At 70.4% G+C, this 23,694-nt stretch carries 21 protein-coding genes; 4 read left to right on the top strand and 17 right to left on the bottom strand.

Features of this window, described 5'->3' with window-relative positions; translation table 11 throughout:
- Positions 1 to 23: 23 nt before the first annotated feature.
- The 4 genes from ACIP4X_RS20820 to ACIP4X_RS20805 all read right to left on the bottom strand — a co-directional run bounded on the left by ACIP4X_RS20820 (position 24) and on the right by ACIP4X_RS20805 (position 3,061).
- On the bottom strand, positions 24 to 1,805 hold the full coding sequence (locus ACIP4X_RS20820; protein WP_391453067.1) for a LytR C-terminal domain-containing protein: 1,782 nt from the start codon (positions 1,803 to 1,805) through the stop codon (positions 24 to 26).
- A 16-nt stretch (positions 1,806 to 1,821) separates the two neighbouring features.
- Positions 1,822 to 2,496, bottom strand: a complete 675-nt coding sequence (gene nadD, locus ACIP4X_RS20815; protein WP_391453065.1) for a nicotinate-nucleotide adenylyltransferase — start codon at positions 2,494 to 2,496, stop codon at positions 1,822 to 1,824.
- Between the two features lie 68 nt (positions 2,497 to 2,564).
- Positions 2,565 to 2,720 carry a hypothetical protein gene (locus tag ACIP4X_RS20810; protein WP_199836487.1) on the bottom strand — a complete coding sequence of 52 codons (156 nt, stop codon included), beginning with the start codon at positions 2,718 to 2,720 and terminating at the stop codon, positions 2,565 to 2,567.
- A 176-nt stretch (positions 2,721 to 2,896) separates the two neighbouring features.
- Entirely contained in the window at positions 2,897 to 3,061 is a 165-nt protein-coding gene (locus tag ACIP4X_RS20805; RefSeq protein ID WP_358728648.1) for a hypothetical protein, read from the bottom strand.
- 89 nt (positions 3,062 to 3,150) lie between these two features.
- On the opposite strand from ACIP4X_RS20805, the gene ACIP4X_RS20800 reads away from it, so the two are divergent.
- Complete coding sequence (locus ACIP4X_RS20800; protein ID WP_391453062.1) at positions 3,151 to 4,284, top strand: M48 family metalloprotease; 1,134 nt, start codon at positions 3,151 to 3,153, stop codon at positions 4,282 to 4,284.
- Between the two features lies 1 nt (position 4,285).
- On the opposite strand, the gene ACIP4X_RS20795 is transcribed toward ACIP4X_RS20800, so the two are convergent.
- The 5 genes from ACIP4X_RS20795 to proB all read right to left on the bottom strand — a co-directional run bounded on the left by ACIP4X_RS20795 (position 4,286) and on the right by proB (position 9,227).
- On the bottom strand, positions 4,286 to 5,359 hold the full coding sequence (locus ACIP4X_RS20795; protein ID WP_358728647.1) for a hypothetical protein: 1,074 nt from the start codon (positions 5,357 to 5,359) through the stop codon (positions 4,286 to 4,288).
- A gap of 90 nt (positions 5,360 to 5,449) precedes the next feature.
- Positions 5,450 to 6,037 carry a hypothetical protein gene (locus tag ACIP4X_RS20790; RefSeq protein ID WP_391453060.1) on the bottom strand — a complete coding sequence of 196 codons (588 nt, stop codon included), beginning with the start codon at positions 6,035 to 6,037 and terminating at the stop codon, positions 5,450 to 5,452.
- A 63-nt stretch (positions 6,038 to 6,100) separates the two neighbouring features.
- Complete coding sequence (locus ACIP4X_RS20785; protein WP_358728643.1) at positions 6,101 to 7,387, bottom strand: glutamate-5-semialdehyde dehydrogenase; 1,287 nt, start codon at positions 7,385 to 7,387, stop codon at positions 6,101 to 6,103.
- 59 nt (positions 7,388 to 7,446) lie between these two features.
- Positions 7,447 to 7,875, bottom strand: a complete 429-nt coding sequence (locus tag ACIP4X_RS20780; protein ID WP_358728641.1) for a hypothetical protein — start codon at positions 7,873 to 7,875, stop codon at positions 7,447 to 7,449.
- 173 nt (positions 7,876 to 8,048) lie between these two features.
- Positions 8,049 to 9,227, bottom strand: coding sequence for a glutamate 5-kinase (proB, locus tag ACIP4X_RS20775; protein ID WP_358728639.1), 1,179 nt, complete (start codon positions 9,225 to 9,227; stop codon positions 8,049 to 8,051).
- A gap of 221 nt (positions 9,228 to 9,448) precedes the next feature.
- On the opposite strand from proB, the gene ACIP4X_RS20770 reads away from it, so the two are divergent.
- A complete protein-coding gene (locus ACIP4X_RS20770) occupies positions 9,449 to 10,837 on the top strand; it encodes a polysaccharide pyruvyl transferase family protein (protein WP_391453056.1) in 1,389 nt (462 codons plus the stop codon).
- 85 nt (positions 10,838 to 10,922) lie between these two features.
- Here the strand turns inward: ACIP4X_RS20770 and ACIP4X_RS20765 are convergent, their stop codons facing one another.
- The 6 genes from ACIP4X_RS20765 to rplU form a co-directional block, all read right to left on the bottom strand.
- Positions 10,923 to 12,125 carry a glycosyltransferase gene (locus ACIP4X_RS20765; RefSeq protein WP_391453054.1) on the bottom strand — a complete coding sequence of 401 codons (1,203 nt, stop codon included), beginning with the start codon at positions 12,123 to 12,125 and terminating at the stop codon, positions 10,923 to 10,925.
- Positions 12,126 to 12,374: 249 nt separating this feature from the next.
- Positions 12,375 to 14,480, bottom strand: coding sequence for a hypothetical protein (locus tag ACIP4X_RS20760; RefSeq protein WP_391453809.1), 2,106 nt, complete (start codon positions 14,478 to 14,480; stop codon positions 12,375 to 12,377).
- A 255-nt stretch (positions 14,481 to 14,735) separates the two neighbouring features.
- Complete coding sequence (locus tag ACIP4X_RS20755) at positions 14,736 to 16,235, bottom strand: D-ribitol-5-phosphate cytidylyltransferase (RefSeq protein ID WP_391453052.1); 1,500 nt, start codon at positions 16,233 to 16,235, stop codon at positions 14,736 to 14,738.
- Positions 16,236 to 16,478: 243 nt separating this feature from the next.
- The gene (gene obgE / locus ACIP4X_RS20750) at positions 16,479 to 17,915 is read right to left on the bottom strand and encodes a GTPase ObgE (protein ID WP_391453050.1); all 1,437 of its coding nucleotides are present in this window, start codon (positions 17,913 to 17,915) and stop codon (positions 16,479 to 16,481) included.
- A gap of 111 nt (positions 17,916 to 18,026) precedes the next feature.
- Positions 18,027 to 18,281, bottom strand: a complete 255-nt coding sequence (gene rpmA, locus ACIP4X_RS20745) for a 50S ribosomal protein L27 (RefSeq protein ID WP_030051735.1) — start codon at positions 18,279 to 18,281, stop codon at positions 18,027 to 18,029.
- Between the two features lie 14 nt (positions 18,282 to 18,295).
- Entirely contained in the window at positions 18,296 to 18,616 is a 321-nt protein-coding gene (rplU, locus tag ACIP4X_RS20740; protein ID WP_030749991.1) for a 50S ribosomal protein L21, read from the bottom strand.
- A 399-nt stretch (positions 18,617 to 19,015) separates the two neighbouring features.
- Here rplU and ACIP4X_RS20735 point away from each other — a divergent pair, with 399 nt between their 5' ends.
- Both ACIP4X_RS20735 and ACIP4X_RS20730 read left to right on the top strand, forming a co-directional pair.
- Positions 19,016 to 19,618, top strand: a complete 603-nt coding sequence (locus ACIP4X_RS20735; protein WP_391453047.1) for a DapH/DapD/GlmU-related protein — start codon at positions 19,016 to 19,018, stop codon at positions 19,616 to 19,618.
- 760 nt (positions 19,619 to 20,378) lie between these two features.
- Positions 20,379 to 20,744 carry a hypothetical protein gene (locus ACIP4X_RS20730; RefSeq protein WP_391453045.1) on the top strand — a complete coding sequence of 122 codons (366 nt, stop codon included), beginning with the start codon at positions 20,379 to 20,381 and terminating at the stop codon, positions 20,742 to 20,744.
- Positions 20,745 to 21,030: 286 nt separating this feature from the next.
- Here the strand turns inward: ACIP4X_RS20730 and ACIP4X_RS20725 are convergent, their stop codons facing one another.
- Positions 21,031 to 22,290: a hypothetical protein gene (locus ACIP4X_RS20725; protein ID WP_391453043.1), complete on the bottom strand. Its 1,260-nt coding sequence runs from the start codon at positions 22,288 to 22,290 to the stop codon at positions 21,031 to 21,033.
- A gap of 108 nt (positions 22,291 to 22,398) precedes the next feature.
- The gene (locus ACIP4X_RS20720; protein ID WP_391453041.1) at positions 22,399 to 23,682 is read right to left on the bottom strand and encodes a nucleotide sugar dehydrogenase; all 1,284 of its coding nucleotides are present in this window, start codon (positions 23,680 to 23,682) and stop codon (positions 22,399 to 22,401) included.
- Positions 23,683 to 23,694: the final 12 nt, after the last annotated feature.

Raw genomic sequence — 23,694 nt, 5'->3', positions numbered from 1 at the left:
GACGCCTCACGCGTTTCCGGGGATCACTGCGCCGCCGGGCTCCGGTAGTCCTGGCCGAGGACGACGGAGACATTGGCGTTCGAGGTGACCTTGCCCTTCGTCACCGCCGTGTCGGGCAGACCCAGGGTCTTCGCGACGTCGGTGGCCTTCTGCTTGTCCGCGGCGTCGCCGTACACGACCTCGGACGCCGGGCTGACGGCGGACGCGGTGCCGCCTTCCAGGAAGGTGAAGCCGCCGCCCAGAAGGGCGACCCGGGCCTTCTCGGTGTTGTCCTTGACGCCGGTGGCGTTGCGCACGGAGACCCGGACGGCGGAGGACTGCTCGGGGCTCTTCGCGGTGCCGCCGAGGACGTCCTTGACCACGCTCTCGCTGGTCTCGGCGCTCAGCGTGCCGTCCGTCTGCACCGGCAGCAGCTCCGTCCTGAAGTCGCCGCCCTTGGCGAACCCGGCCAGCTTGGCGAGGAAGGTGCCGAGGTCCTCGTCGGTGAGCGAGGGGTCGAGGATCTGCTGGAGCGTCTGCACCGTCGTCGTGGCGCCCGAGGCGTCGGAGGAGAGCTTGCGCAGCGTGCTCTGCATCACCTGCCCGAACCGTTCGAGCTGGACGTTCTCCTCCTCGCCCGGGGCGTGGTAGGTGGCGTAGGCGACGGCCATCCGGCCGCTGAGGGTCTGCGCCTTGCCCTTGCGGACCAGGGGCGAGGTGCCCTTCTTCTTGCTGTCCGGGTCGGGTACGTCGGCGTTGGTGTCGACGTCGACGTTGCCGACCAGGTCGACGAGGTTCTGGAGGTAGGGGGTGTCCAGGCGCCAGGTGCCCTCGATGTCGGTGCCGAGGACGGTGTCGAGCTGGTCCCGGGTTCCCGAGGAGCCGTCGCCCTTGACCGACTTGGCGAGGGTCGTGACGCTGCCGTCGTCGCCCGTCAGGGCGAGGGTGTTGGGCAGCAGGACGGTGGTGCCGTGCTTGGTGGTGGTGTTGCCGACGAGCAGCGCCGTGGACGTGCCGCCCCGCGCGGTGTCGTGCAGGTGGACGACGATCACGTCGCGCTTCTGGGCGCCGGACGAGGTCGTGGTGCCGGCCTCCGAGCCGCCGGACGACAGACCGGGCAGCTTCCCGGCGTACCAGAGGTAGCCGACGCCCCCCACCGCGACCAGGGCCAGCACGACGGTCAGGGCGATGATGCGGCTGCGGGCGCGGCGGCGGGCCTCCTCGCGGCGCTCGGTGCGGTTCTCGGTGAACTTCAGCCAGTCGATGACGTCCTCGGAGTCGTCGCTCGGCTCCTCGACGAAGGCGAACTGCTCGGTCCGGTAGTCGCGTTCGTCCGCGCCGTCCCGGTCCGGTCCCCGCTCCGCCCGGTCGGCGTCCGCCGGCCCTGTCTGCTGCGGGATGTGGGCGGTGTGCTCGGCGATCCGGGGCAGCTGTCCGCTGGTGGCGGCCGCGTCGTACGGATCGTGGGGCGCCGCGGTCGTGCCGGAGCCGTACGGGTCGTAGGAGCCGTGGGCGCCCTGGGGGGCGGGTCCTGGCGCCTGCCGGCCCTGGTCGTAACCGCCGTCGTAGCCGGTGCCGTAGCCGCCCTGGTGGGCGCCGTCCTGACCGGACCGGTAGGCACCGTCCTGGTAGGCCGTGGGATCGAGCTGCTGCTGGCCGCCGGTCGCGTACGGGTCGTAGCCGTAGCCCTGCTGCCCGTACGCGTCGTAGGTCTGCTGCGGAGTCTGCTGGACGGGGATCGGCCGGTACACAGGCCGGCCGTACTCGTCGTAGCCGACGAGTTCGTACTGGTCGCCCCCGTGACCAGCGTCGTATCGGTCGTTCACCGGTGCCCCTCTCGGCTCACTCGCCTCGGTACAGCTGGCGTTTGGCGATGTAGCGCACGACTCCGTCAGGCACCAGATACCAGACCGGGTCGCCCTTGGCGACTCTTGCCCGGCAGTCCGTGGAGGAGATGGCGAGGGCGGGGACCTCGACGAGCGAGACACCGCCTTCCGGCAGGCCGGGGTCGGTCAGATGGTGGCCGGGCCGGGTGACGCCGATGAAGTGCGCGAGGGAGAACAGTTCCTCGGAGTCCCGCCAGGTGAGGATCTGGCCGAGCGCGTCGGCGCCGGTGATGAAGAACAGGTCCGTGTCCGGGTTGAGCGCGCGCAGGTCGCGCAGGGTGTCCACGGTGTAGGTGGGACCGCCGCGGTCGATGTCGATGCGGCTCACGGAGAACTGCGGGTTCTCGGCGGTCGCGATGACCGTCATCAGATAGCGGTCCTCCGCCGGGGAGACATGGCGGTGGGACTTCTGCCAGGGCTGGCCCGTGGGTACGAACACCACCTCGTCCAGGTGGAACTGGGCGGCGACCTCGCTGGCCGCCACGAGGTGCCCGTGGTGGATCGGGTCGAACGTTCCGCCCATGACGCCGAGGCGCCGCTTGCCCGACGCCGAAAACCCGCCGCCGGGCCCGTGTTCGAGGGGTTTCACCGTGTCACTCGCCGGACCGGTAGGCATGTCCTGCTCTCCCATGCGTGCAGACCCTACCGGCCCGGCCTGAGGACTCCATGATCCAGATCCCGGTAACGGGCGGGCGGGGTTCAGCGGTCGCGGTTGAAACGCGTGGTGATCCACAGCAGGAGCAGCAGGATGAACAGCGCGCCGCCGCCGGTGAGGAAGGGGCTGAGGCTCTCGTGGTTGCCGCCCTCGGCCTCGGCGAGGGTGGCCAACTGGGCAGCGGTGCTGGGGAAGCTCATCTTCGGCAGGACCTATCCGGGAGTGGGCGGGACAAGGATGTCGGCCCATCGTAAGCAACCCCCGACGCACCGCTCACCCCGACTCCACTCTTGGCGCCGCCGGTACACGCGCCCCACCTGCGCTCACCGGTGGGGTCGCCACGGCCGCGGGAGCACCCGGGAACCTTTCCGCCGTGTCAGTCGTCGTCCCGCTTGTAGCCGCGGAGGAGGAACCAGCCGGTGAGTACGCAGCCCACGACCATCACGATCAGGACGACCCGGAGCAGGTAGCCCGCTCCCTGGTGCTGGGCGGCGGCGCTCGCGGCCTCGGTGAGCCAGGCGGCTGCGGGGTGGTGCTCCATGACGTGGACTCCTTCGTCGTACTGCCCGTCCACGGTATCTCCGCCTAGGCTGGGCCCTGCCTCGGGGGCACATTGGGACACTGACAGACATGGGGGACCACATGTCCGACGACGGCCGCGAACAGGACGGGCCGGAGCAGGTGCCGAGCCGGCAGCGCAGGCGCTTCCCGGAGATCTCCTCACGCGCGTACGAGCACCCGGCCGACCGCTCCGCCCTTGTCGCGCTGCGCAAGCTGAGCGGTTTCGACACGGTGTTCAAGGCCCTCAGCGGCCTGCTGCCCGAGCGCAGCCTCAGGCTGCTGTTCCTGTCCGACTCCGTACGCGTCTCCGACCAGCAGTTCGCCCACCTGAACGACATGCTGCGGGACGCCTGCTACATCCTGGACCTGGAGAAGGTCCCGCCGATGTACGTGACCCAGGACCCGCAGCCCAACGCGATGTGCATCGGCCTGGACGAGCCGATCATCGTGGTCACCACGGGCCTGGTCGAGCTGCTCGACGAGGAGGAGATGCGGGCGGTCGTCGGCCACGAGGTGGGGCACGCCCTGTCCGGGCACGCCGTGTACCGCACGATCCTGCTGTTCCTGACGAGTCTGGCCGTCCGGGTCGCCTGGATCCCGCTGGGCAACCTCGCGATCATGGCGATCGTCACGGGGCTGCGCGAGTGGTTCCGCAAGTCGGAGCTGTCCGCGGACCGGGCCGGTCTGCTCGTCGGCCAGGACCCGAAGGCCTCCATGCGGGGTCTGATGAAGATCGCCGGCGGCAACCACCTGCACCAGATGAACGTGGACGCGTTCCTCCAGCAGGCCGAGGAGTACGAGTCCGGGGGCGACCTGCGCGACTCCGTGCTGAAGATCCTCAACGTGCTGCCGCGTTCGCACCCCTTCACCACCGTGCGGGCGGCCGAGCTGAAGAAGTGGGCGGAGTCCCGCGACCACCAGCGGATCATGGACGGCCACTACCCGCGCCGCACCGAGGACAAGGACACCTCGGTCAGCGACTCCTTCCGCGAGTCGGCGGCCCACTACGCCGGCCACGTCAAGAGCTCGAAGGACCCGCTGATGAAGCTGGTCAGCGATCTGGCGGGCGGCGCCGGCGATCTGGGCGACCGGGTGCGGCGCGGCTTCGGCGGCTTCACCGGATCGGCCCCGCCCAAGGACGCGGGCAAGGAGGCGGGCAAGGACCAGCCGTCCACCGGCACCCCGCCCCGCGACGAGGACTGAGCTACCCCACCTTCGGTTCGGCGCTGTGCGCCAGGGAGCCGCACACGGCCGGCGCGGTGTCCGTGGCGTACGGGTCCGTGCCGGGCGGGCCGCCCGCCTTGGCGGTCTGGCCGGCCAGCAGCGGCTCGAACTGCCGTGCGGAGTCCACGGCGCAGGAGAGCGGGCCGGCCTGCGTGTAGGAGACGACGATCCGGACCTGGTGCAGCCGCAGGTCGTCCGGGGTGAAGCGGAACTGGAGCTCACGCCGGACCGTGAACAGCGAGGACGGCGCGTGCGGCCCGGAGCCGGCCGGCTTCAGCGCGTAGACGAAGGTGTGGTCCGCGCCCACCTCCAGGGTGGAGGAGTCGGTCTCGGCGGCCTGGAGGCTGCCCTGGACCCGGATCTCGCGGCCGGCCAACTCGACGCGGGCCGGGTCGAAGCGGACGAGCCAGCCGGTGGCCGCGTGCCGCCCGTCGGCGGCGGGCCGGTCGAAGCTCTGGTCGAACTGGTCGAGCTGACCGCCGTCGAGCAGCGCCCGCACGGGGTCGGTCCGTCCACCGGTGAGCACCTCCGGGTAGAGGGAGGACGCGACGATGTACTCCTTCGCGATGGTCAGCGCGGCGACGACCTGGCTGTCGGAGAAGTGCGCGGTGCGCCGGACGGTGGGCAGCGGTACGCCCTCCGCGCCGACGGAGAACTGGGCGGCCGGGCTGTGCGCGTACAGGTACGCGGGATCGGCCGCGCCGGGCACCTCGCCCTGCGGGGCGAGCGGGACGACGGTCATCCGCAGCGGCTCCACGGGCCGCTGGGCCTGGGCGCTCTGGTAGGGGTGCCGTACGCCCATGTAGACCGCGGTGCCGAAGGCGACGACGATCAGCAGGACCAGCAGCAGCGCCTGCCGGGACAACCCCCGGCGCAGCGGCGGGCGGCGGCGCACGGCGGGCGTGTGGTCGGTCATACGTTCGAGTGCGGAGTACTCCTGGAGACGGGCAGCCCGCACGAACGACTCGTCGAAGACGACGGACCGGTATTCGTCCTCCGCACCTCCAGGGACTCCCTCGGGTGTCCCCTCAGGTGGCTCTCCAGGCCCTCCCATATCTTCAGGGTAGGTCTCGGCAAGCCCTGGTAAACGCCCTGATGTGCGACAAGTTCTGACAGGTTCTCACCAGAACCGCCGTGCCGCCAGTCAGGGCGTGCGCGGGACCGCGGGGACGGCCGGCTGGGAGTAGTCGGCGGACGCGGAGGGCGCCGCCGCGCTGCCCTGTTCCAGGCCGGTCGAGGCGGGCGGCGGGGCCTGGTCGCGGCTGCCCGAGGCGCCGCCCCGGTAGACCGCCGCGAAGGCGAGGGCGACCATGCCGATGCCCATGACGAGGGCGAGCACCCAGGCCACGGGGCGGTGCCAGCGGACGTGCTTGCCGAAGGTCCCCGGGGCGCCGGGACGGCCTTCGAGGACGTCGGCGTCGGGGTCGTCCGGGTCGCCGTACGGGTCGGGGCCGAGGCCGTACCCCTCCTCGTAGCGCTCGCCCCTGGCGTGGGCGCGGCGGGCCTCCGCCTCGGAGGCCTCGGCTCTGGCCTGCGCGGCGGCCAGGAGGCGTTCGACCGCGGTCGGCTCGTGGATCACGGCCGCGCGTACGAAGGCCTCGTCGAAGACCACGGAGGCGAACTCTTCGTCCGACACCCCGTGGTCGTGGTCGTCGTCGGGCTCCCAGCCGTCAGGGAACGGCGTGCCCCCCACGTCCTCCGGCACGGATCCAGAGTAGACCTGAGGGGTCAATTTGGGCAGACGGTATGGAAATTCATCCGTCTGCTGAGACGCCCCGCCACGGGACGGACCGCGTCAGCGCCGGATGTGTCCGTCCCCCGTGAGGATGTACTTCGTGCTGGTCAGCTCGGGCAGGCCCATCGGGCCGCGGGCGTGCAGTTTCTGCGTGGAGATGCCGATCTCGGCGCCGAAGCCGAACTGGCCGCCGTCGGTGAAGCGGGTGGAGGCGTTGACGGCGACGGTCGTGGAGTCGACCAGCTGGGTGAACCGGCGGGCGGCCTGCTGCGAGGTGGTGACGATCGCCTCGGTGTGCCCGGAGCTCCACAGCCGGATGTGCGCGACGGCCCGGTCGAGGGAGTCGACCACGGCGGCGGCGATGTCGTACGACAGGTACTCGGTCTCCCAGTCCTCCGCGGTGGCCTCGACGACCGTGGCCCGGGAGTCCTTGGCGTGGGCCATGACCCGCTCGTCGGCGTGGACGGTGACCCCGGCCTCGGCGAGCGCGTCCAGGGCGCGGGGCAGGAATTCGGCGGCGATGTCCTGGTGGACCAGCAGGGTCTCGGCGGCGTTGCAGACGCTGGGCCGCTGCGCCTTGGAGTTGATCAGGATGTCGACGGCCGTGTCGACGTCGGCCTGCGCGTCGACGTAGACGTGGCAGTTGCCGGTGCCGGTCTCGATCACCGGGACGGTGGACTCGTTCACCACGGTCCGGATCAGCGAGGCGCCGCCGCGCGGGATCAGCACGTCGACCAGGCCCCGGGCCCGCATCAGCTCGCGCACGCTCTCGCGGCTCTCGCCGGGCACCAGCTGCACGGCGTCGGCGGGCAGTCCCGAGCCGCCCACGGCGTCGCGGACGACCCGGACCAGGGCGGTGTTCGACTCGTAGGCGGAGGCCGAGCCTCGCAGCAGCACCGCGTTGCCCGACTTCAGGCAGAGGGCGGCGGCGTCCACGGTGACGTTCGGGCGGGCCTCGTAGATGATCCCGACCACGCCGAGCGGGACGCGGACCTGGCGCAGGTCGAGCCCGTTCGGCAGCGTGTTGCCGCGGACGACCTCGCCGACCGGGTCGGGCAGCCCCGCCACGTCCCGCACGTCGGCGGCGATGGCGCGCACCCGCTCGGGGGTGAGCGTGAGCCGGTCGACGATGGCGTCGCTGGTACCGGCCTCGCGGGCCTTGGCGACGTCCTTGGCGTTCGCCTCGAGGATCTCGCCGGTACGGACCTCCAGGGCGTCCGCGATGGCCAGCAGGGCGTCGTCCTTCGCGACCCGCGGCAGCGGCGCGAGGTCGGCGGCGGCGGCCTTGGCCCGGTACGCGGCCTGGGTGACCGGGGACATCGAGTCGTACGGCGAGAGCATGGTCATGAAGGAAGGGTAGTGCGGCGTGCGGGGCGGCCACCGGTCGTCCCACACCGCGAGACGGGTCAAAAGGGGTGGACCCCGACCGGTGTCGCCGGCGGCGCCCCGTACCCCTCGGCGAGGCGCTGGTGGTAGGTCTCGCGGTCGACGACCTCGAGTCCGACGATCTCCCAGGGCGGCAGCTGGGCGCTCTGCCGGTGCTCGCCCCACAGCCGCAGGGCGACGGCGGCCGCGTCATGGAGGTCGCGGGCCTCCTCCCAGTAGCGGATCTCGGCGTGGTCTCCCGCGTACCGGCTGGTCAGCAGGAAGGGGTGGTCGTGGGCGAGCTGTTCGAGGCCGCGCCGCACCTCCTTCAGCGGGGCCTGGGCGCCGGAGACGCTGAGCGTGACGTGCCACAGCCGGGGCAGGTCCTGCGGCGCGGCGTAGCCGTCCCCGGTCGCAACGCTCGTCAGGCCACCGCGGGACGCCGCCGCCCCAGGGCGCACTCGTCTCACGATGTCCTCCTTCACGCAGCGCTCGCTCGCATCGCTGGCATCGCTCCACCGCTGGTCCCGCTCATGCGGAATGCGTCCCTGCCTCAAAGTGGAGCAGGCCGCACGGCTCCGCGGGGCGGTTTTACGGAACGTCCCCCACCTTCGGCATCCGGGTGGCCGGACGTTTCGGCCCATTACGGCTCCAGGAGCACCAGGTCGTCCCTGTGTACGACCTCGCGTTCGTACGCCGGTCCCAGCTCGCGGGCGAGTTCGCGGGTGGAGTGGCCGATCAGCCGGGGGATCTCCTTGGCGTCGAAGTTGACGAGCCCGCGGGCCACCGCGCGCCCGGCGCCGTCGCGCAGCTCCACCGGGTCGCCGGCGGTGAACTCGCCCTCCACGCCGGCGATCCCGGCGGGCAGCAGCGACTTGCGGCCCTCGACGACAGCCCGGACCGCGCCGTCGTCGAGGGTGAGCGAGCCCTGCGGGGCCGAGGCGTGCTGCAACCACAGCAGCCGGTCGGCGGAGCGCTTCCCGGTGGGGTGGAAGTAGGTGCCGGTGTCGCCGCCGGACAGGGCGTCGGCGGCGTGGACGGCGCTGGTCAGCACCACGGGGATGCCGGCGGCGGCCGCGATCCGGGCCGCCTCCACCTTGGTCACCATGCCGCCGGTGCCGACGCCGGCCTTGCCCGCGCTGCCGATCTCGATGCCCGCCAGGTCGGCCGGGCCGCGCACCTCCGCCAGCCGGGACGTGCCCGGCCTGCTGGGATCGCCGTCGTAGAGGCCGTCCACGTCGGACAGCAGCACCAGCAGGTCGGCGCGGACCAGGTGGGCGACGAGCGCGGCGAGCCGGTCGTTGTCGCCGAAGCGGATCTCGTCGGTGGCGACGGTGTCGTTCTCGTTGACCACCGGCAGGGCACCCATCGCGAGGAGCTTGTCCAGGGTGCGGGAGGCATTGCGGTGGTGGGCGCGGCGGCTGGTGTCGTCGCCGGTCAGCAGGACCTGGCCGACGCGGATGCCGTAGCGGGCGAAGGAGGCGGTGTAGCGGGCCACGAGCAGGCCCTGGCCGACGCTGGCCGCGGCCTGCTGGCGGGCGAGGTCGCGGGGGCGGCGGCGCAGGCCCAGCGGGGCGAGGCCGGCGGCGATGGCGCCGGAGGAGACGAGGACGATCTCCTTGCGTCCCCCGCCCGCCCGTCCCCCGCCGCCCTCGGCCGGGCCCCCTCGGGCGGCGCCGTCCTTGAGGCTCTTGCCGAGCACGTCCACGAGCGCGTCCACACGGTCGGCGTCCAGTCCGCCCGACGCGGTGGTCAGCGACGAGGAACCCACCTTGACGACGATCCTGCGGGCCTCGCGCACGGCCTGCCTTGCCCCTGTCACCTTGCCGTCTGTCCTCTCGCATAGGTCGGGCTGCCCGCCCGAATCTACGCGAACAGGGGCGTGGGCCGCGCATCGGTCCGCCACGCGGACAGGTATCACGTAGGCGTCTGGTAACGAATCCTTCACGGTTCCCGTACGGCAAAAAGGATGTCCCAGTTCCGTATGGAATTTAAAGAGCTGACAAACTTAAGATGATCGGTGTGGAACCTGACCCCCGCCGCATGAAGCGCATACTCCTCAGATCGGGGAAGAGCCCCTACGACGTCTTCACGGTGGAGGAAGCCCTTCATCGCGACGTGATCGCCACCAACTCCGGCAACCTGATCTTCAGCGATGCCGCCCACAAGATCCTCGAGACACCGGACACCGAGGTCGTCTCGAACGGCATGCGGACCGTCGTGTCGGCCGCGGACCGCATCAACGAGGAGTACGACGTCTTCGTCGTGCCGCTCGCCAACGCGTTCCGGCCCTCCTTCGAGACTTCGCTGAAGCGCCTGACGAAGCTCATCAACAAGCTGAAGATCCCGGTCGTGGTACTGGGAGTGGGCGCGCAGAGCAGCCTGGACTACAACTCGTCACGGCTGAAGCCGATGGAATCCAGCGTGCGGGGATTCGTCTCCGCGGTCCTCGACCGCAGCGCGTCCATCGGCGTGCGGGGCGAGTTCACCGGGCAGTACCTCAAGGACCTGGGCTTCCGGGACGTCGAGGTGATCGGCTGCCCCTCGATGTTCATGTACGGCCAGGAACTCCCCGTGGAGAAGCGGGTGACGGCGCTGACCGCCGGCTCACGCATCGCGATCAACGGCTCGCACAGCGCGGTTCGCAGCGGCGGCCTGCACAAGGTCATCACCCGTACCCACGCGCGCTACCCCCACCTGCGTTACATCGGCCAGAACCTCACCGACGCACGGCAGTTGCACTGGCGGGACCTGGACTCCTCGGCGGGCCGGATCACACAGATGCCCACCCATCCGGACCACCCGATGTACCAGGAGGGCAAGGTCCGGGTCTACGTCGACCCGATCACCTGGATCAACGACCTGCGTGAGTTCGACTTCTCCTTCGGCTCCCGCATCCACGGCAACATCGCGGCCCTGCTGGCCGGCACGCCCGCGACCGTCCTGTGCGGTGACTCTCGGACCCTGGAGTTGTGCCGCTACTTCGAGATCCCGCACCACCGGCTCGACCAACTGCCCGAGGACGGCCTGGACCCGGCCCAGCTGTACGAGGAGGCCGACTTCACCGCGCTGACCAAGGGACACCGGGAGCGGTTCGAGCGGTTCACGGCGTTCCTGGACAAGAACGGCCTGGAGAACACGTTCACGCACGGCGACAGCGGCGCGGCCTTCGACGCTCGTATGGGCTCGCTGTCCTTCCCGCCCGGCATCCGTCCCTGGAACGACGCGGACCTCGCCTCGCTCACCTCTCGTTTCGGCTGGCTGCAGACCCAGGTCACCGAACTCTCGGAGGACAACGCCAAGTTGCGTAAGGAACTGGCCCGCGCCACCAAGGTGCCCGCACCGGCGCCGCCGCCTACCTCGGTGTACCGCCGGGCCCGACGCGCCGTGGGCCGGCCCCTCCGCCGCGCGCTCAAGCCCGGTCGCAAGTAGCCTCCGACAGACCGGCAGGCGGCCGTGGGGCCGGCTCCGGACAGCAGCCGTCTGAATCCCCGCCCAGGGTGCCCTGGGCGGGGATTCAGACGGCTGCCTCGGTTCTGCTGGAGGAGAGCACGCGGCGGAGCCTGCGGGCGGCCCGGCGCACGAGGGAGGAACGCGGGGTTTCGCGCCAGCCCGGGAAGTGGCGGGCCTCGCGGGGTTCGGCGAGGTACACCCAGTCGGGGATACCCGCCTTCTTCGAGCGGAAATGGGGGTGGCTCAGGTAGAGCCGGGTGCCCCGCTTCTCCAGGACGGCGGCGGGCTGACGCTTGGCGCGGGCGAACTCCAGTACCTCATCGAGGAGATCGGGCCGCTGCTGGGCCACCAGGTACAGCCGCAGCCGCTCATGAACCCTCAGACGGTAGGCGACGCTCTCGTTCCAGTGGGCGTCCATCAACGGCTTGGCCAGCTCCAGCTTGTGCCGCCGCACCTCCTCGCTGTCTTTCAGGAACCTCGGTCCGAACTGGGGCAGCAGCGTGATCAGGAAGGGCCGGACCATGAGCGTGTCCCGCTTGGAACCCTCGGGCACCAAATCGGCGATCAGGTTCATCAGGGCGCGCGCGGAGTCGAAACGCAGCGTGTAACTGCCTTGCTTGGTCACGTGCTTGCCGTCGGTGCGGCCCACCAGGTAGTAGCAGGTGCAGTCGGTGACCACCGAGACGCCGTCGGCCCGCAGATAGGCCTCCATGGTGAACAGCGCGTCCTCGCCGGTGAACAACGACTCGTCGAACCGCATCCCGTGCCGCTCCAGCAGTGCGCGGCGGAACAGCTTCTGGGCACTGAGCGTGAACTTGATGTTCGAGGAGAAGACGTCCGTGCGCTTGAGCGTCCTGCCCCACATCGACCTGGGTGCGGCGCGGTTGACGCCCTCGACCTTGCCGAGCACCACGTCCGTGCCGTTCTCGTCGGCCATGGCGACCATGCGCTCCAGGGCCTCCGGCCCGAGCCGGTCGTCGGCGTCGAGGAAGAAGACGTAGCGTCCGGTGGCCTTGCCGAGACCGACATTGCGCGGACCGCTGGGGCCGCCGGAATTCGCCTGGTGGAGGACCGTGACGCTCATGCGGGCGCGGGCGGCGAACTCCTCCAGGTACGCCCCCGTGCCGTCCCCCGAGCCGTCGTCGACCGCGATCACCTCGATGCGGGCCGGGTCCAGCGTCTGGGCCTCGACGCTGGCCAGGCACTCCACCAGGTAGGGCATCGCCTCGTAAGCCCCGATGACCACGCTGACGTCAGGCTGCGCCACTGTCCCACTTTCCCTTTGCCACAACTTCCCCACAGGTCAACGGAAATGATCCGTACCCGTCACTGTCCCTAAGACTGCTCGCACGGGCAGCCGGTTGCCTTGGAACAGGAGGGTTGTGGTGGGGGTCACACAACAGGCACACAGAGGATCGACGGCGGCGCGAGTGGGAGGCAGCGGAAGGAGACGGCAATGGCCCGGTACCGGGGAGTCACCTCTCCGGTACCGGGCCCGTCGCGTCCAGTGGCCGGGTCAGCCCGTCGTCACGCCGCCCGTGTCACCCGCGGTCTCGTCGTGCGGAGCCGTCCGCTGCTCGGGCACCGCGTTCACCAGCTTCGCCGGCTTCGCGCTCTCCGTCGCCGCGCGTGCGGCCTGGCCGACGTTGCGGGCCTCGGCCTTGGCGGAGAGGTCCGCCACCGCGCTGTTGAACTGGTCGATGGACTTCGGCTCGTCCGGACCGAGCAGGTAGCGCCGCAGCGTCCTGCGGTCCTCCCTCAGCGGATCCGCCGCGGGATCGTGCACCGCGGCGAGCAGTTCACCGAGTTCGGCGGCGCTGTTGGACAGGATCACGGCGGCGCGCACAGCGGTGTTGTTCCGCTTGAACTCCTCCACCCCCAGCTCCGCGGAGTCCGTGACCGCGTACGGCTTGCCGCTGGCAATGAAGTCGGAGACCACGCTGGAGATGTCGGAGACCATCGCGTCGGAGACGTTGAAGCAGTCGTACAGGCGCGGCTCGGCGCCGGTGATGACCTGGTGCTGCCAGGACCCCACGAAGCGCCAGTACGCCGCGTTCCACTCGGCGCGCAGCCGGGCGACCTCCTCATGCCGGGCCAGGTCGACCAGGCTGTCCCGCGTGGTCTCGGCCTCGTCGCCCCTGTTTCCGACCGGTCCCGTCAGCGCGGCCAGCCGAGCCTCGATCCGGACCAGCTCGGCCTTGGCCTCGGCCCGGTCGCCGGCCTGGGCGGCGGTGGCGGCGGTGAAGCGCGAGTCGGCGGCGCGTGCGGCGGCGGCCTTTTCGATCAGGGCGGTGATCCTGCGGTGCGCGGACTTGGCCTGCGCGCTGCGGGTGCCGGTGAAGGGGTGCGGCTTGTACAGAACACGGATCGGCGGGTCGGCCTTGACCAGCCCCTTCACGATGTTCTCACCCGCGAGCAGAACGGACGTGTTCCCCGGGTTGTCGTCCCAGCCCTCCCAGGTGGGCGCGTACAGCACAGTGGGGATGCGCCCCGCGGGCACGCCCTGCCAGCTCTGGATCGGCGCCAGCTGCGGGCGGCCGACCTCCACGATGTCCTCGTCGCGGATGCCGACGTCGGCCATGGCATAGCGGTCTCGGCCCGCGCGGCCGGCGGTCCACACCTCGTCGTACACCTTGCTGTACGGGTTGACGCTGGCAAGCTTGTCGCTGTCGCCGTGGCCGATGAAAACGTGCTTCATGGTGGGGACGCGCAGCATGTGGATGTTCTTGCCGACGTTCGCCGCGTACAGCGCGACGCGCACCGTGGACAGGTCCATGTTCATCAGGTGCACCCCTCCGGGCACGCAGACGACCGGTACCGTCGTGGGCGCCAACCTTTCCAGGATGACCCGCTCGCGCAGAACGATCAGCGGACGGGTGTCCAGCTGCTCCATCGTCTCCAGCCACATGTTGAGCTGGTACGCGGAGTCCTTGGAACCGGAGAAGTACAGCACCGTCTCGGGCCGGTACTCGCGCAGCCAGCCGTCCAGCGCGGCAAGGACCTTCTCCGCCTTCGGCGGCGTCTGCCGACCGCGCAGGTACGGCAGCAGCGCCAGGCCGTAGAGGACGGCGAGGAGAAAACTGATGGCGACGCCGACGTAGGCGAGCAGGGGATCCCGCTCGGCCCCAGCAATCAGGATGCCCGCGACCGCTGGGATGTCGAGGTGGAGCATCTTCTCCGCGGACCGGTTCAGCAGGCGGCGCGGTGGCGCGTCCGGGATGCGGACGCGGGAGGCCAGGTCGACATTTCGGGTGGCGACGGGCAACCGGCGGCGGTTGCCGATCAGGGTGGTCAGCACGCCATGGGGGGCCTGGAGGCCGTAGAGGACGACGAAGCAGGCGGTGGTGATGTAGAAGAGCAGATTGTCGTCGAGGTCGAGTCGGGAAATCAACAGGATCAGGAGCAGCTGCCGGACCAGAAAGCGGGTGGACAGACCGGCCCGGATCTTACTCAGCCGACTGATCAGATAGCTGTCCCTGCGGTGCAGATAGTGATCCGCCAGGTACGTCACGGCGGCCACGGCCGCGAAGGCGTACACACTCGGGAGGAGTGCGGCCACCATGAGGCAGGGGTAGCCCAGCATCATGAGGGCCGCTGCGGCCAGTTCGGCCGCGCTGCCCACCCGGGCGACGCGTATAGCGGTGGATATCACGAAGGAAACCTGCTCTGGGAGGGGTGCCGGTTTTGTCACTGTAGGCCTTGAGCCGGCGGAGGAATCTGCAAACCCGTCGCATACACCGGAATAAAGCCTTGAAGCGCGCTGTGCGAATTGTGTACTTTGCGCAACGTGTGGGAGCTTACGGACTCAGGCCCCTATGAATGCCGGCGAAGAGGCAGCCACAGAGGCCTGAATGTCGCATGTCTGTTTGCTGGCCGATTATGCCACGCCGTCCTCGCGGTCAAGGACGGTGGCCAGCGCCTGCTCGAATCCGGAGGCCTTGGCCGCGCCCGCCGTCGGGTCCTGCTGGCGGACGTCGATGACGTGTCCGGTCAGCTCCGACAGCAGCACGTCGAGCGAGGTGCGGGCCACGGCCTCGGAGGACAGCAGCGTGCCGGCCGGCTCCTGGCCGAAGGCCTTGGTGCGCATCGGCGTGGCCGTGCGCTCGGGGTTGATGCAGTTCACCCGGATGCTGTCGCCGGCCCACTCGTCGGACAGCGCCTGGGTGAGGTTCACCATGGCGGCCTTGGTGGAGGAGTACAGGCTGTACTCGGCGCGGCCGCGGGTGTAGCTGCTGGAGGTGTACAGGAGGAGCTGGCCCTGCGTCTCCGCCAGGTACTTGTAGGAGGAGCGCGCGATCTGCACCGGGGCCAGGTAGTTGACCTTCAGCGCCTCCTCGATGGTGGAGTTGTCGGTCTCGGCGAGCTTGCCGATGCGCAGCACGCCCGCGGTGTTGACGACGTAGTCGATGCGCCCGGTCTCGGCGTACGCCTTGGACAGCGCGTCGTCGACCTCCTCCGGGTTCTCCACATGGGTGCCGGTGGTGGAGCGGCCGAGCGCGTAGACGTTCGCGCCGTAGGAGCCGGCGAGCTCCGCGATGTCCTTGCCGATGCCGTAGGAGCCGCCGAAGATGACCACGGTCTTGCCGGTGAGCAGGTCCCGGTAGGCCTCCTCGCCGTTCTGCTCGGGGGCGGCGGTGGAGGCGAGCTGGAAGAGCTTGTCGGCGATGAAGACGTCGACCGGCTGCGTCACCTTCATGTTGTACTCGTCGCCCGCGACGACGTGGATCGGCACGTCCGGCAGGTACTTGAGTACGACCGAGCAGTCGTCGGTGGCCTGGAAGTTGGGGTCGCCGGAGGCGACGTCGTAGGCGCGGCGGATAGTGGACAGCTTGAAGGCCTGCGGGGTCTGGCCGCGGCGCAGCCGGGAGCGGTCCGGGATCTCGGTGATGAACTCGCCGTCCTGGCCGTGGGTGCGGGTCACGATGATGGTGTCCGCGGACGGGATGGCGACGTCGACGGCCTCGTAGCGCTCCAGCGCGGCCACGCAGTCGTCGATGACGCGCTGCGAGAGCAGGGGGCGCACGGCGTCGTGGAACAGGACGTTGAGGTCCTCGCCCTCGGCCAGGCCCTCGCGCAGGGCGGCGATGGCACGCTCGGTAGTCTCGTTCCGCGTGGCGCCGCCCTCGATGACGCGGGACACCTTGCTGAACCCGGCCTTGGCAACGATCTTCTCGACGTCCGGCACATAGCCCGGTGCCATCAGCACGATGATGTCGTCGATGGAGTCGGCCTGGTCGAAAGTGGTCAGGGTGTGTTCGATGACTGCCTTGCCGGCGATCTTCAGTAGTTGCTTGGGGATCGACAGACCCACCCGCTGACCGGTACCACCGGCCAAGATCACTGCGGTGGTACGGGGCTTGGCTATGTGCTCGGACACAGGTGACCTACCTCGGGGCGACAGGGGTTGCCGAAATGCTCCCACTTGGGGTTACCGCTGTGCAAGGTGGGTGCCTCCCAGTGCAAACCAGAGCGCAACCTGTCATTCACCTCGCACGACCGGCGATTGACAGTGCCGGCAGACCGGGCAAACCACTGCGGAGAGGGCTGTGAGTATCTCCACACCCCCCGGCCGGGGGTGTGGAGGGGCGGCACAGGGCCGGGCGGTTGTGGCGCCGATGCCCTAGAACGGTTCGAAGCCGTCGTACTCGCGCTGCGCCTCGTCCCGTTCGCTCTGCCGGTCGCGGCGGCGCTGGGCGGCCGGGCGGGCCTGGTCGAGGCGGTGGTCCTCGCCACGCCGCCCCAGCATCTCCGCACCCGCCATGACCGACGGCTCCCAGTCGAAGACGACCGCGTTCTCCTCGGGTCCGATGGCGACGCCGTCACCGGCCCGGGCGCCGGCCTTCATCAACTGCTCCTCGACACCGAGGCGGTTGAGGCGGTCGGCGAGGTAACCGACGGCCTCGTCGTTGTTGAAGTCGGTCTGCCGCACCCAGCGCTCGGGCTTCTCGCCCCGCACACGGAACAGGCCGTCGTCCTCGCGGACGACGGTGAAGCCCGCGTCGTCGACCGCCTTCGGCCGGATGACGATACGGGTCGCCTCCTCCATCGGGCGGGCGGCGCGCGCCTTGGCGACCAGGTCGGCCAGCGCGTACGACAGCTCCTTGAGCCCGATGTGCGCGACCGCCGACACCTCGAAGACGTGGTAACCGCGCGCCTGGAGGTCGGGGCGGACCATCTCGGCGAGGTCCTTGCCGTCGGGGACGTCGGTCTTGTTCAGCACGACGATGCGGGGACGGTTGCCGAGGCCGCCGTACTGCCGCAGTTCCTCCTCGATGACGTCGAGGTCGGAGACCGGGTCGCGGTCGGACTCCAGGGTGGCCGTGTCCAGGACGTGCACGAGCACGCTGCAGCGCTCCACATGGCGCAGGAACTCCAGGCCCAGCCCCTTGCCCTGGCTGGCGCCGGGGATGAGGCCCGGCACGTCGGCGACCGTGTAGACGGTCGAACCGGCCGTCACCACGCCCAGGTTGGGCACGAGGGTGGTGAACGGATAGTCCGCGATCTTCGGCCGGGCCGCGGACAGGACGGAGATGAGGGAGGACTTGCCGGCGCTCGGGTACCCGACCAGTGCCACGTCGGCGACGGTCTTCAGCTCCAGGACGATGTCCTGCACGTCCCCCGGCACGCCCAGCAGCGCGAAGCCGGGCGCCTTGCGCCGGGCGGACGCCAGCGCCGCGTTGCCGAGGCCGCCCCGGCCGCCCTGTGCGGCGATGTACGAGGTGCCGTGTCCGACGAGGTCGGCGAGGACGTTGCCGGCCTTGTCGAGGACGACGGTGCCGTCCGGCACGACGAGGACGAGGTCCTGGCCGTCCTTGCCGCTGCGGTTGCCGCCCTCGCCGGGCTTGCCGTTGGTGGCCTTGCGGTGCGGCGAGTGGTGGTACTCGAGCAGCGTGGTGACGGACTGGTCGACGGTGAGGATCACGTCCCCGCCGCGCCCGCCGTTGCCGCCGTCCGGGCCGCCGAGCGGCTTGAACTTCTCACGATGCACGGAGGCGCAGCCGTGGCCTCCGTTACCCGCGGCGACGTGCAGTTCGACGCGGTCCACGAAGGTGGTCATGGTGGTGCCTCCAGCACTGCGAAACGTACGGATGTGATGACTGCGTAACACGCGAAAGGCGGACCCGCCTTCCCGCCGGGGAAGTGAGGTCCGCCTCGCGAAAGTCTCCGATCAGGCGACCGGAACGATGTTCACGACCTTGCGGCCACGGCTGGTGCCGAACTCCACCGCACCGGCCTGCAGCGCGAACAGCGTGTCGTCGCCGCCACGGCCGACGCCGGCGCCCGGGTGGAAGTGGGTGCCGCGCTGACGGACCAGGATCTCACCCGCGTTGACGACCTGACCGCCGAAGCGCTTCACGCCGAGCCGCTGGGCATTGGAGTCGCGACCGTTCCGGGTGGACGATGCGCCCTTCTTGTGTGCCATGTCTCCTCAGTCCCTTACTTCGCAGCCGCGGGGATCGACGTGACCTTGATCGCCGTGTACTGCTGGCGGTGGCCCTGCCGGCGGCGGTAGCCGGTCTTGTTCTTGTAGCGCAGAATGTCGATCTTCTGGCCCTTGTGGTGGTCCACGACCTCGGCCTGGACCTTGATGCCGGCCAGCACCCACGGGTCGCTGGTCACAGCGTCGCCGTCGACAACGAGCAGGGTCGAGAGCTCGACCGTGTCGCCAACCTTGGCAGTGGAAATCTTGTCAACCTCAACGATGTCGCCGACAGCAACCTTGTGCTGGCGACCACCGCTGCGCACGATGGCGTACACGCGGATCTCACTCTCTCGCTCGAGAAACGACACCCCGCAGGCCAGTCGCCCTGCGACACGCGCGGACGACCTCTCCCGGCCACGGCCCGTGCCCGGGAGGAATTAGGTTTACGGGGATGCGGCGCGCTCAGTCGACACGCCGACGGTCAAGGTTACGGGCCGCGCACCGGCCGGTCAAACCGGGCCGACACCCTACGCCGACATCGCCGAGTCCTCCCAGATCAGCGGCCTGGCGAGGCCCCCCACTGCTGCGGACTGCGCAGGTCAGACCACTCTCATCGGCCCTCTTTCGCCCTCCCGGCCGGGGAAGCCCGCCGCCTGCCGACCCCACGCCCGCGACATGGGGCCGACGACGTCCCCGTATGCTCACCGCCGAAGCCAACAGGGGAAGGCAGCCAAGTGAACTACAGGGTCCAGCCCAGCGCTCAGGTCGACGAGAGCGCCGAGATCGGCGCCGGAAGCAGCGTGTGGGACCTCGCTCAGGTCCGTGAGGGCGCCCGCCTGGGCGAAGGCTGCGTGATCGGCCGCGGCGCGTACGTCGGCTCGGGCGTACGCATGGGCGACGACTGCAAGCTGCAGAACTACGCGCTCGTCTACGAGCCGGCCGAGCTCGGCGATGGCGTCTTCATCGGCCCGGCCGTGGTCCTCACCAACGACCACAACCCGCGCTCCGTCGACCCCGAGGGCAAGCAGAAGCGCGGCGGCGACTGGGAGGCCGTCGGTGTGAAGATCGCCGACGGGGCGTCGATCGGGGCACGCTCGGTGTGCGTGGCACCGGTGAGCATCGGCCGCTGGGCGATGGTGGCGGCCGGTGCCGTCGTCACCAAGGATGTACCGGACTTCGCCCTGGTCGTGGGCGTGCCCGCTCGGCAGGTCGGCTGGGTCGGTCGCGCCGGCGTCCGGCTGGTCGAGCGGGCGGACGAGCCGGGCATCTGGGAGTGCCCGCAGACCGGCGCTCTGTATGTCGAGAAGGGCGGCGTCCTGACCGAGCGCGAGAGCTGATCCGCCGCGACGGTCGTCCGAACAGGCGATCGCCTTGGGCAGGCAGCGCTGCCGCGCCGTGCCTCCCGATCAACACCGGGTTGTCTGCGTCGTGGGCGGCCTTGGCTCCACTGACCGCATTTCTCGGCCTGAGTCTTATCCTCGCCGACGGCGACCGCCATGTTGTAAGCACAGGTGGCCGCATCAGCAGCAGTGGCATTCGCGGTTTCGCACGTCTCATCTGCCCACTGCGATACACAGTCACGAGTTCCCGGGGACTATGGCCACTCCGGGGACTCGTCCTGCTTCAGGAGGAGTGGCGAGAGCAGGCCACCTCGAGCGCGGCAACCCGCGCCGCGTGGCCTGCGGAGCGGGCCTGACCGTCACCTGCCCCCACCGCCACCCCGGCCGCCGACATCGCGCTCGTCCCTACCGGCCCTCGCGGACTGCTCGCGATGCTTCGCGTCACTGCCTTTCCAGCACTCGCTGAGCTCTCGGGCACATCCTGCACTGGTCCGCCTGCCCCGCCGCCACCGCCAGGCACACACTCGCGTCTGCCGAGCCCCGCCTCGGCCGAGGGCCGCCCCCGCCGAGGGGCGACCGGAACCTGCTGGTGAGCGCGGTGCTGATCGTCGTGTCCCTGGCCGCCGCACTGACCTGCCATTTCGTCTTCACCAGCCGGCTGCCCAGCGATCGCACCCAGTAGCGGGAGTACAAGGCGGCCGAGGCGTACCCCGCCCGCAGTGTGATACCGAGGGCGGTGCCCTGCGACGAACCTCAGATGGTTGGCGCCGTCGGCACATTGGCGGGGCTGCTGGCGGCGTTGGCGCTGATCTTCGGAGCGGTGCACCTGGTCAGGCCGCGCGATCGCGAGTTCTTCACCTGGCGCCCGTCCGGCAAGCGGCTGCTCATCGTCACAGCGGCCACCTGCGCCGTCGTGGGTCTGTCCACCACGTGGACGGGCCTCACCACTGCGAACGTCGGGCAGCAGTGGCTGGCCCGATGCGGCGAGACCGACAACGCGGTGGTCACGGTGACCACGCTGTGGGCGGACGAGCGCCTCTCCTGCCCGCTGCACGCGGTGCCGTACACCCCGCCCCGCCACTTCCCCCAGGGCAGGCGCGACCCGGCCTCCCGTACCAAGTAGAAGATCGCCGCCTACCTGGCCCGACCACGCCCGAGCCGCCGGATTCCCCTTCCTGGCAGCGGTGGCCGACGACGCCTATGGCAACCGGGACCACGTCCGCTGCGAGTTGCACGCCACCGGTGTGCCGTTCGTGATGGCCGTGAAGCGCCGCCGCGGCGTGTGGGCCTACGGCGACCAGGCCCGCACCCCGGTGGGCGCGGTCCTCGAGCCGGCCCGGCACAGCCCCGGACGGCCGGGGACTGGACCGAGCTGCGCTCACCAGGCGGGCGGGACTCTGATCATCTGCTCAGCGGGAATCCGTGGCACCGGCACAGGGCAACTCCAGCCCTGGCACTGGACGCGAGGTCCAGCGACGGTCGACGATGAGAGGCAGACCCAGAACGACGGGCATCCACATCAGGACTCCGAGCCGGTCGGACTCCTGGATGAGTGGATGGGCGGTGACCAGCGCAGTCCCTGTGAGGGCCGTCGCGAGAGCGAGCCAGCCAAGCCCGTCACCGTACGTGGCAAGGCCCCACGCCGCAAGAGCTGTGAGCAGCATGAAAGACGGCATAGCGGCCTGCTCCGCCGTCCAGTCCCGCCAGAACCGCCAGGCGAGGCCCAGCAGCTGTCGCCAAAGGTCGGAGACCTCGGGCGTCCTGAAGTGGTGGGTGAAGGTGTCCTGCAGGGTGATCTGCGTGGACGGCAGGCCCAGTGCCCGCATCACGACGGCGACCCCGCCGACGGCCACGATGGACAGACCCGCGAGAACAACTGTGTCCCGGTGGCGCAGTCGGCGTGAGAAGCAGAGAGCACTGACCACCGCGGCGGCGAGGAAGGCCGCGAGCACCAGGACCGACGAGTAGCGGGTCACCGCCCCCGCCGTGTACGAGACGGTCGTGATCACCACTCCCAGCACCGTCCGGCGCAGCAGCAGCAGCAGACCGCCCCACAGCACACCCAGCGTGCAGACCGTGAACAGCCCCTCTCCCAGCGCTTGGGCGCTCCACCAACCGAGCGGGGTGGCGAGGAAGGTCACCTGCCCGACAAGGGCGGCCCGCCGGCCGAGCCCCGCGGTGCGCAGCAGCCCATAAACGAGCAGCGATGCCCCCGCGGCCGTGAACAATCCCAGCAGCCGCATTCCGCGCAGCACGCCGAGGGCACCGATGAAGGGGGCCGCGAGAAGGGGGTAGCCGGGCCTGCTGGAGAAGACGGCCTGGTAGCGCGGGTCGGCGGTGGTGATGTCACGGGCGTCGGCCCACCGGTCGAGGCACTCCCGCTCCGCCGCAGCCTTGAGCACGCGCTCGGGCTTCCGTACGAGCGGCTGGAGCCGGTCGTCATGCGCCGCGCGGTCGGCGCGGCTGGCGCAGAAGGCCGCGAGCGCCGTTCGGTGTGCTTCCTCGCGTGAGGCGCCGAGGTACTGTTCGGCCGCGCGTGCGTAACGGTATGAGTCGGGGAAGAGCGTCCACTGCGGCCCCGGCACGATCTGGAGCACGGCGTACAGGACACAGGCCAGCAGGGGCAGGGCAGCCTGGCTGCGTTGCAGGCGGACGGTGGTTCGCGCCACGGCCGGAGCGGAGGTGGCGGGGGAAGCGACGGGCAACGTACGGGGTCCTGAGCGGTGGGGTGGCCCCGACCGGGCGGCCGGGGCCGGATCTGTACGACGACCGCCGGGTCAGCCGCCGATGACGACCCGTCGAACGCCCTTCCAGGCCTCCGGGTCTGTCGTACGACGTCCGTCGACCAGGACGGTGACGTCGGGGAGGTCGGCGGGGGTCAGTTCGCGGTACTCGGAGTGGTCGGCCTGCAGGATCGCTGCGGTGACCTTCTCGCCGAGGTGCGGCGTGAGGCCCAGCGCGGACAGTTCCTCGGCGGTGTACATCGGGTCCGAGACGTAGGGGACGGCGCCGCGCGCCTTGAGCGCCTCCACGGTCGGGAAGACACCGGAGAACGCGGTCTCCTTCACGCCGCCTCGGTAGGCCGCGCCCAGCACCAGGACGTTCACCCCGGTCAGGTCGCCGTAGGCGGCGGCCAGCAGGTCGACCGCGTACTCGGGCATCGCGGCGTTCGCCTCGCGGGCGGAGCGCACGACGGTCGCGGCCGGGTCGTTCCACAGGTACATCCGCGGGTAGATCGGGATGCAGTGGCCGCCGACGGCGATGCCCGGCTGGTGGATGTGGCTGTACGGCTGCGAGTTGCAGGCCTCGATGACCTTCTTGACGTCGATGTCGTTCTGGTCGGCAAAGCGCGCGAACTGGTTGGCCAGACCGATGTTGACGTCCCGGTAGGTCGTCTCGGCGAGCTTGGCCAGCTCCGACGCCTCGGCGGTGCCCAGGTCCCACACGCCGTTCGGCCGCGGCAGGTCGTCACGCTCGTCGAAGTCGAGGACCTGCTCGTAGAACTCCACACCGCGGGCAGTCGACGCCTCGTCGACGCCGCCGACCAGCTTCGGGTAGCGGCGCAGGTCGGCGAAGACGCGGCCCGTGAGGACCCTCTCCGGGGAGAACACCAGGTGGAAGTCCTCGCCCGGGGTCAAGCCCGAGCCCTCGGCCAGCATCGGCGCCCAGCGGGTGCGGGTGGTGCCGACCGGCAGCGTGGTCTCGTACGAGACGAGGGTGCCCGGCTTGAGGCCCTGCGCGATCGCCCGCGTGGCGGCGTCCATCCAGCCGAAGTCCGGTACGCCCTCGGCGTCCACGAACAGCGGGACGACCACGACGACGGCGTCGGCCTCGGCGACCGCGGCCGCGGTGTCCGTCGTCGCGCTGAGCAGCCCGGCATCGACGGCCTGCTTGAGCTTGACGTCGAGGTCGTGTTCACCGGGGAACGGCTCGGTGCCGGCGTTGACCAACCCGACGACGTTCTCGTTGATGTCGGCGCCGATGACCCGGTGGCCCTTGGATGCGAACTGCACGGCGAGCGGGAGGCCGATCTTGCCGAGCGCAACTACACAGATGTTCATGGGCGGTCGTTA

The organism is Streptomyces sp. NPDC088817 (assembly GCF_044750345.1).
Classification (GTDB): domain Bacteria; phylum Actinomycetota; class Actinomycetes; order Streptomycetales; family Streptomycetaceae; genus Streptomyces.
The sequence above is the reverse complement of the archived record's forward strand: the minus strand, read 5'-3'. Positions and strand labels throughout refer to the sequence as shown.

Coding starts and splice junctions, on each gene's coding strand:
- nadD (WP_391453065.1), bottom strand. CDS start 2,496: ATGGGAGAGCAGGACATGCCTACCGGTCCGGCGAGTGACACGGTGAAA.
- ACIP4X_RS20810 (WP_199836487.1), bottom strand. CDS start 2,720: ATGAGCTTCCCCAGCACCGCTGCCCAGTTGGCCACCCTCGCCGAGGCC.
- ACIP4X_RS20805 (WP_358728648.1), bottom strand. CDS start 3,061: ATGGAGCACCACCCCGCAGCCGCCTGGCTCACCGAGGCCGCGAGCGCC.
- ACIP4X_RS20800 (WP_391453062.1), top strand. CDS start 3,151: ATGGGGGACCACATGTCCGACGACGGCCGCGAACAGGACGGGCCGGAG.
- ACIP4X_RS20795 (WP_358728647.1), bottom strand. CDS start 5,359: ATGGGAGGGCCTGGAGAGCCACCTGAGGGGACACCCGAGGGAGTCCCT.
- ACIP4X_RS20785 (WP_358728643.1), bottom strand. CDS start 7,387: ATGACCATGCTCTCGCCGTACGACTCGATGTCCCCGGTCACCCAGGCC.
- ACIP4X_RS20770 (WP_391453056.1), top strand. CDS start 9,449: ATGAAGCGCATACTCCTCAGATCGGGGAAGAGCCCCTACGACGTCTTC.
- obgE (WP_391453050.1), bottom strand. CDS start 17,915: ATGACCACCTTCGTGGACCGCGTCGAACTGCACGTCGCCGCGGGTAAC.
- rpmA (WP_030051735.1), bottom strand. CDS start 18,281: ATGGCACACAAGAAGGGCGCATCGTCCACCCGGAACGGTCGCGACTCC.
- ACIP4X_RS20730 (WP_391453045.1), top strand. CDS start 20,379: ATGGTTGGCGCCGTCGGCACATTGGCGGGGCTGCTGGCGGCGTTGGCG.
- ACIP4X_RS20720 (WP_391453041.1), bottom strand. CDS start 23,682: ATGAACATCTGTGTAGTTGCGCTCGGCAAGATCGGCCTCCCGCTCGCC.